The sequence below is a fragment of the Exiguobacterium sp. A1_3_1 genome (assembly GCF_048985645.1).
Taxonomy (GTDB): Bacteria; Bacillota; Bacilli; order Exiguobacteriales; family Exiguobacteriaceae; genus Exiguobacterium_A; species Exiguobacterium_A indicum.
The window spans coordinates 1-6,876 of the sequence record NZ_WBYY01000170.1 but is presented as its reverse complement, the minus strand read 5'-3'; the positions used below and the strand labels follow the sequence as shown (position 1 = coordinate 6,876).

Below are 6,876 nucleotides of genomic sequence, written 5' to 3'. Positions count from 1 at the left end.
GTTTACTCGAGCCAGAGTCTCGTGAGACGATCCTTGCTTTTTGTCGAGCTAATTTGAACGTCTCCCTGACAGCAAAACATCTATTCTTACATCGAAATAGCCTCCAGTATCGACTCGACCGGTTGACGGAGCAGACTGGAATCGATGTTCGCTCATTTGAAGGCGCTACTTTCCTCTATACCTTACTTCTTGTAGCATGATGCCTAATTGAAAACGTTTGCATTTAGTCAGGTTGTCCATAGGCAGACTCCCTGACTTCTTTTATACTAAATCTTGTAAGCGTTATTATTTCATCATTTACATTAGGGGGAACTACACATGGCTGAAATTCGTCTTGAACATATCGATAAAATCTACTCAGGTGATGCAAAAGCGGTTGATGACTTCAACCTTCACATTAAAGATAAAGAATTCATCGTCTTCGTCGGACCATCAGGTTGCGGTAAATCAACGACGCTCCGGATGATTGCTGGGCTCGAAGAAATCTCAGGTGGGGATTTCATCATCGACGGCAAACGCATGAACGATGTAGCGCCAAAAGATCGCGATATCGCGATGGTCTTCCAAAACTACGCGCTGTATCCACACATGAACGTCTTCGATAACATGGCATTTGGATTAAAGCTTCGGAAGTTCCCAAAAGATGAAATCAAGCAACGCGTTGATAACGCAGCTCGTATCCTCGGTCTTGAAGAATACCTCGAGCGGAAGCCAAAAGCACTCTCTGGTGGTCAGCGTCAACGGGTAGCGATTGGTCGCGCCATCGTTCGTGATGCTAAAGTCTTCTTGATGGATGAGCCGCTCTCGAACTTAGATGCTAAATTGCGTGTACAAATGCGTAAGGAAATCATTCAGCTACACAAACGTCTTGAGACGACGACGATTTACGTTACGCACGATCAGACGGAAGCGATGACGCTTGCGACACGAATCGTCATCATGAAAGCGGGTATCATTCAACAAGTCGGTACGCCGAAAGAAGTCTATGATCACCCAGATAACATGTTCGTTGCCGGATTCATCGGTTCACCATCGATGAACTTCTTGACAGGTAAATTAGCGGAAGACGGTCTCTTCCACGTTTCAGGAACAGAAGAGAAGTTCGAAGTACCAGAAGGAAAAATGAAAGTTCTCCGCGACCGTGGTTACACGAACAAGGATCTCGTCCTCGGAATTCGTCCAGAGGACATCCATGCGGAATTGATCTACCAAGACACGAAAACAGCACACCGCTTCCCAGCACATATCGAAGTATCCGAATTGATGGGTGCAGAGTCTTACCTCTACTCAAAAGTCGGACAACAAGCGTTCACGGCACGTGTTGATTCACGCTCACACGTCGAGATGGGATCGCAGCTTGATCTCTTCTTCGATATGACAAAAGCACACTTCTTCGACTCTGCGACGGAAGCAACGATCCGTTAATCGCATCATCGATCAGTTACGATGTTTCAGACTGTCCTTTTAAGGGCAGTCTTTTTTATTGACAGACGTTCCTGTAACTTTGTATGATACTGCTTGTAGCTTAAAATTAATCCTATTCGAAAACTAGGAATTGAAATCATTCATTTATAAAGGAGAGAGCGCTATGAAACACGGTTTGAAATTAGCTGTAGCAGCATTATCGACAGCGGGGGTGCTTGCAGCATGCGGCGCTTCGAACGACAACGCAGGTTCTGATAAAGAGTCAAAAGTCATTACAGTCGGTACAGAAGCAACGTACCCACCTTTCACGTATAAAGAAAAAGGAAAATTGACAGGTTATGACGTAGACGTCATGAACGAAGTCGCAAAACGTGCCGGCTATAAAGTCGATTACAAAGCGATGGACTTCAAAGGACTCATCCCAGCACTCGATTCAAAACGAATCGATGTCATCGCGAACCAAATGGGAATCACGCCTGAGCGCCAAGAAAAATACGCTTTCTCTGATGCGTATACGGTCTCTGGTTCAACGATCATCGTCAACAATAAAACGAACGACATCAAAACACTCGACGACTTAAAAGGAAAGACAGTCGGTTCGACACAAGGTTCACTTTACGCGAAGACGGCTGAAGAAGCTGGCGCGAAAGTGAAATACTACAAAGGTGCGAACCAAGTCTTAAAAGATCTTGAAGCAGGTCGTGTTGATGCTGCTATGAACGATCGTCTCTTCGTTTTGACGGAGCTGAAGAAAGCAGGCTATAAAGTCAAAGCGGTCGGTGAGACGTTCGACAAGAACGAATCAGGCTTCATGATGGCAAAAAACAGCAAGTATACAGAAGACTTCAATAAAGCACTCTCTGAGATGCAAGAAGACGGCACTCTTGCAAAAATCGGTGAGAAGTATTTCAACGAGGATATCAGTAAGTGAGTGAATTACTAACGATCGTCCGGGATAACTCGGACGTCTACGCAAAGGCGATTGGTACGACCCTTCTAGCAAGTGGTCTCGCCATCGTCTTTGCGCTTATTCTCGGGTTGATTCTTGCCGTCATGCGTGATAGCCGTCTTGCCGTCTTTAGCGGTTTTGCACGTTTATACGTCTCCTTCTTCCGAGGAACACCATTGCTGTTACAAATCCTGATCTTATACAATGGTCTCGTTGTCCTTCAATTGACTGGATTCCAAGCTCTCGCTTTCGGCTTATCGCTTCACTTTTCTGCGTATATCTCAGAATCGTTCCGCGCTGCTATCTCCTCTGTCGATCGTGGACAATGGGAAGCCGCTGATTCGCTCGGTATTCCGCGCCGTAAGACATTCAAGGATGTCATCTTGCCGCAAGCACTATCTCGGGCGATTCCACCGCTTTCGAACTCTGTCATCGATATCATCAAATCGACATCACTCGGTACGATTGTTGCTGTCGAAGAATTGACGTATGTCTCTGACCAGATTTCAGCAACGACGTATCTCGTCATGCCGTTGCTGCTATTCTCAGCTGCGATTTACTGGATCATGTCAACGCTCATTCAAAGTGTTCAACATCGCTTAGAGGCACGATTCAGCATTCCAGAATGAATTTTCCACACTTGGAACCGTCAGGATTTCAAGTGTGTTTTTTTTAGATTTTTTTAGGTTTAGCACTAGGCAATCCGGGAATAATCAAGTATACTAATAAAAATCAGAATTATCTGACAACTTACAAAGGAGCGTGGCCGAGATGAAACAAGTAATTGAAGCTTTCCGTAGACAAGATGCAGAGCAGCGAATTCCAGTGCTACGTCTCGAAATCGATTATGAGCTCAGTACGCTCTTCGATGCGATTCAAGCCAATGACCAAGCTGCCATGTCAGCAAGTAAAGATCGTTTAGATAAATACCGTCAGGAGATGCTTCGCTTAGAAGCTTAACCTCATAGATCCCCCATCTCTCCTCCCCCTTGAGATGGGGCTTTTTTTGTTTACTTTTTGACATATGTTCTATACGTAAGCGAAAGAAAGGATCGCTTCCGGATGATATATCGGAAACGATCCTCTCACTTTATTTCGCTAACGGACAATTTACGCATTGATCCGCTTCTATCTCAAAATTAATTAATCGACGTCACGACCACGTGACGCCTTCAAAATCTCAAACCACTGTTCGCGTGTCAACGACAACTTCGTCGAACGAACCGCAGATTCGATGCGTTCAATCTTACCAGAACCAACGATTGGCATGATACGTGCTGGATGTTTGAGCAACCATGCATATGCGACTTCGTCGATTTCTTCTGCCCCGATCGTCTCTGCGATCTCAGCTAATTTTTCGCGTAACGGTGCATATTGCTCGTCCTTGAAGAGACGACCGCCCGCAAGCGGACTCCATGCCATCAACGGCATCTCATTTTCATGACAGAGATCAACGGATCCGTCTTCGAAATGTTTCAGTTCCGAAACCGACAACTCGAGTTGGTTTGTCACGAGCATGAATGGTAAGCGCGACTGAATGAGACTTTGTTGCGCAGGTGTATGGTTCGAGAGACCGAATGTCCGTACCTTTCCTGCGTCCTTCAACTCTACGAACGCTTCAGCAATCTCGTTCGGGTCCATCAACGGATCTGGACGGTGAATCAACAACGTATCCACGTACTCGACACCGAGTTCTTGAAGAGAACGGTTGACTTGTTTGATGATATGCTCTTTCGTCGTATCGTAGAATGACAACGACTGATCCGAGAAATGATTCCCTTTCATCTTGATGCCCGTCTTCGTAACGATCTCCATTCGGTCACGTAACTCCGGTTTTAAAGCAAGCGCTTCTCCGAATAAGCGTTCATTCGTGTAATCGCCATAGATATCTGCGTGATCAAACGTCGTAATTCCTAAAGCAAGGCATGCTTCGATCAATTCAAGCCGCTCTTCTTTCGTCATCTCCCATTCATTCAATCGCCATAAGCCGTGAATGATGCGTGAGAATGATAAATCTTCTGTTAGTTGAATCCGTTCCATCTATCTTCCACTCCCCTATCATATAAACTCTATCTTGTTTACTGTACCCCAAAATGGTACCGGTTGCACGGATTTCACTTTTTGATGCTCTCAGACAAAAAACAGGACCCCGTCGATGACGTGATCCTGCATGGGACTTATTGAATTTGTTCGACTTCTTGCATGACTTCATCTTCGATTTGCTGACGTTTCCGTGTCGTCTCAGCAGCATCTGGTGACGTGACGCTGAAGTAGAATTTGATTTTTGGTTCCGTACCCGATGGACGAAGGCAGAACCATGATCCATCGCTAAGCGTAAACTTCAGTACGTTGGATTTTGGCAGGTTGATCGGTGAAGGTTGATGTGTCTTCAAATCGTGGGCGATGCTCGCATCATAGTCCTCGAATAAGACGACCTGTTCTCCAGCCACTTGTTTTGGCGGATTCTCACGGAACGTATCCATGATACGCCCGATCTGTGCCACGCCATCCTTCCCTTTGAGTGTCAGAGAGCGGAGTGACTCTTCAAAGTACCCGAACTGCTCGTAAATCGCCTGTAATGCCTCATAGAGCGTCCGTCCTTCTTTTTTATGGTACGCAGCCATCTCAGCGGCTAACAAGCACGCTTGGACGGCATCCTTGTCTCGGCAGAAGTCACCGATAAGGTAACCATAGCTCTCCTCGTATCCGAAGAGATACTCATATTGACCCGATGCGTTATATTGTTTGATTTTTTCCCCGATGAACTTAAAGCCTGTCAATGTATTCTCGACATGGAGATCATAATGACGTGCAATCAACGCGCCGAGTTCCGACGTAACGATCGTCTTCGCGACGAATCCGTTCGCTGGCAGTGTTCCTTGCGCCGCTTTTTGTGAAAGGATGTAGTCGAGCAATAACGCTCCCGTCTGATTCCCTGTCAGGACTGTCCATTCTCCGTCTGCATCACGTGTTGCGACTCCGACACGGTCAGCATCGGGATCCGTCGCAATCAAGATGTCGGCATCTGTCCGGTCACCATATTCGATCGCCAGTTTAAAGGCAGCATGTTCTTCCGGGTTCGGTGACGTCACGGTCGGGAACGCACCGTCTGGTTCTGCTTGCTCCTTAACAACTATCACGTGTTCGAATCCATACCGTTTCAAGCCTTCTGTTACCGGCACAAGACCTGTTCCGTGAAGTGGTGTGAAGACGATTTTAAGTGGATTCGCTAATTCCGATTGAATCGAAGGTAAGACACGAATCGTTTGTAATTTTTCTTGATACGCCTCGTCGAGCTCTTCTCCGACACGGACGATCAAACCGTTCGCGCGAAGGACTTCTTCTTGCTCCAGTTCAATCGATAGCTCATCTTCGATTTGGCTGACGTACGAAACGAGTTCATCTGCTTCTTTTGGCGGAAGTTGTCCACCGTCATCCCCATATACTTTATAGCCATTGTACTCTGGTGGGTTGTGACTCGCCGTGATGACGATCCCGCCCGCCGCTTGTAAAGACCGAACCGCAAACGAAAGTTCCGGTGTCGGACGTAGACCGTCGAACAGATACGCTTTGATGCCGTTACTTGCGAGCGTCCGTGCCGCCTCTAACGCAAATTCTGGTGAGAAATGGCGTGAATCGTGTGCGATGACGATTCCTTTTGCTGCCGCTTCTTCCCCCGACGCCTTAATGAATGCTGCGAACCCTTGTGATGCTTTTCGGACCGTATATACGTTCATCCGGTTCGTTCCGACACCGATTTCCCCACGCATACCACCTGTTCCAAATTCGAGTTCTTTATAAAATGCTTCTTCAGCTGCTTTTTCATCCGTTGCTAACGTGACTAACTCTTCTTTTAATGCGCTATCTAAATCAGCGAACTGATCCCATTTTTGATAGGTTTCTTTCCATGACATGGTAAATCGACTCCTTTTTGAATGAGGGTAAGACTTGCGATGAAGCGATACCTTTCATATGATTAACACTAGAAAGGGTAAGGTGATGAGGCATGTTTCCTACGATTCAAATGGCAGATCTTCAACAGCTCGTCCGAACGGATCAGATTCGCTGGTTTGACTGCCGATATGACTTGCAACAACCTGAATATGGACGGAATGCTTTCTTGGAACAACACGTCGAAGGTGCACAGCACCTGGATTTAACGACTGACCTTTCCGGTCCCATCGATGAGGTCGGTGGTCGGCATCCGCTTCCTTCAAAAGAAGCGTGGCAACACACACTGGAACAGCATGGTGTAACACCAGAAGACTTCGTCGTCTTGTACGACGATGGTTTTCCGTATGCCGCTCGTGCCTGGTGGTTGTTTAAATGGATCGGACATGAGCGTGTCGTCGTCCTTGAGGGCGGATTCTCCTCTTACCTAGCGTTCGATCTTCCGGTCACGGACGACGTTCCTACTTATGAACCGTCTCAGTACACGCCTCGTTTTCAAGATGAGATGCTTGTCTCTGTCTCTTATACACATCTCCGAGCCCACGAGACTA

General features: G+C 46.7%; 8 protein-coding genes. 6 read left to right on the top strand and 2 right to left on the bottom strand.

All coding sequences use genetic code 11. The annotated features are described in order from the left end of the window. The 5 genes from F8N00_RS14905 to F8N00_RS14885 all read left to right on the top strand — a co-directional run. Positions 1-200 (top strand): helix-turn-helix domain-containing protein (locus F8N00_RS14905; RefSeq protein WP_421018482.1); only part of this gene is annotated, 200 nt, incomplete at its 5' end. Positions 201-318: 118 nt separating this feature from the next. After that, positions 319-1,425: an ABC transporter ATP-binding protein gene (locus F8N00_RS14900; protein ID WP_023467334.1), complete on the top strand. Its 1,107-nt coding sequence runs from the start codon at positions 319-321 to the stop codon at positions 1,423-1,425. Positions 1,426-1,588: 163 nt separating this feature from the next. Continuing rightward, positions 1,589-2,356: a transporter substrate-binding domain-containing protein gene (locus tag F8N00_RS14895; RefSeq protein WP_023467333.1), complete on the top strand. Its 768-nt coding sequence runs from the start codon at positions 1,589-1,591 to the stop codon at positions 2,354-2,356. Next, on the top strand, positions 2,353-3,003 hold the full coding sequence (locus F8N00_RS14890; RefSeq protein WP_023467332.1) for an amino acid ABC transporter permease: 651 nt from the start codon (positions 2,353-2,355) through the stop codon (positions 3,001-3,003). Before F8N00_RS14895 ends, F8N00_RS14890 begins: the two co-directional genes overlap by 4 nt. Before the next feature lie 142 nt (positions 3,004-3,145). Continuing rightward, positions 3,146-3,334 (top strand): hypothetical protein, encoded by a 189-nt coding sequence (locus tag F8N00_RS14885; RefSeq protein ID WP_023467331.1) that lies wholly within the window; start codon positions 3,146-3,148, stop codon positions 3,332-3,334. Between the two features lie 183 nt (positions 3,335-3,517). Here the strand turns inward: F8N00_RS14885 and F8N00_RS14880 are convergent, their stop codons facing one another. Both F8N00_RS14880 and F8N00_RS14875 read right to left on the bottom strand, forming a co-directional pair. Continuing rightward, the gene (locus tag F8N00_RS14880) at positions 3,518-4,414 is read right to left on the bottom strand and encodes an aldo/keto reductase (RefSeq protein WP_058265034.1); all 897 of its coding nucleotides are present in this window, start codon (positions 4,412-4,414) and stop codon (positions 3,518-3,520) included. Between the two features lie 137 nt (positions 4,415-4,551). Next, the gene (locus F8N00_RS14875) at positions 4,552-6,288 is read right to left on the bottom strand and encodes a phospho-sugar mutase (protein WP_058714000.1); all 1,737 of its coding nucleotides are present in this window, start codon (positions 6,286-6,288) and stop codon (positions 4,552-4,554) included. Between the two features lie 92 nt (positions 6,289-6,380). On the opposite strand from F8N00_RS14875, the gene F8N00_RS14870 reads away from it, so the two are divergent. Then, positions 6,381-6,876 (top strand): sulfurtransferase (locus F8N00_RS14870; RefSeq protein WP_421018481.1); only part of this gene is annotated, 496 nt, incomplete at its 3' end.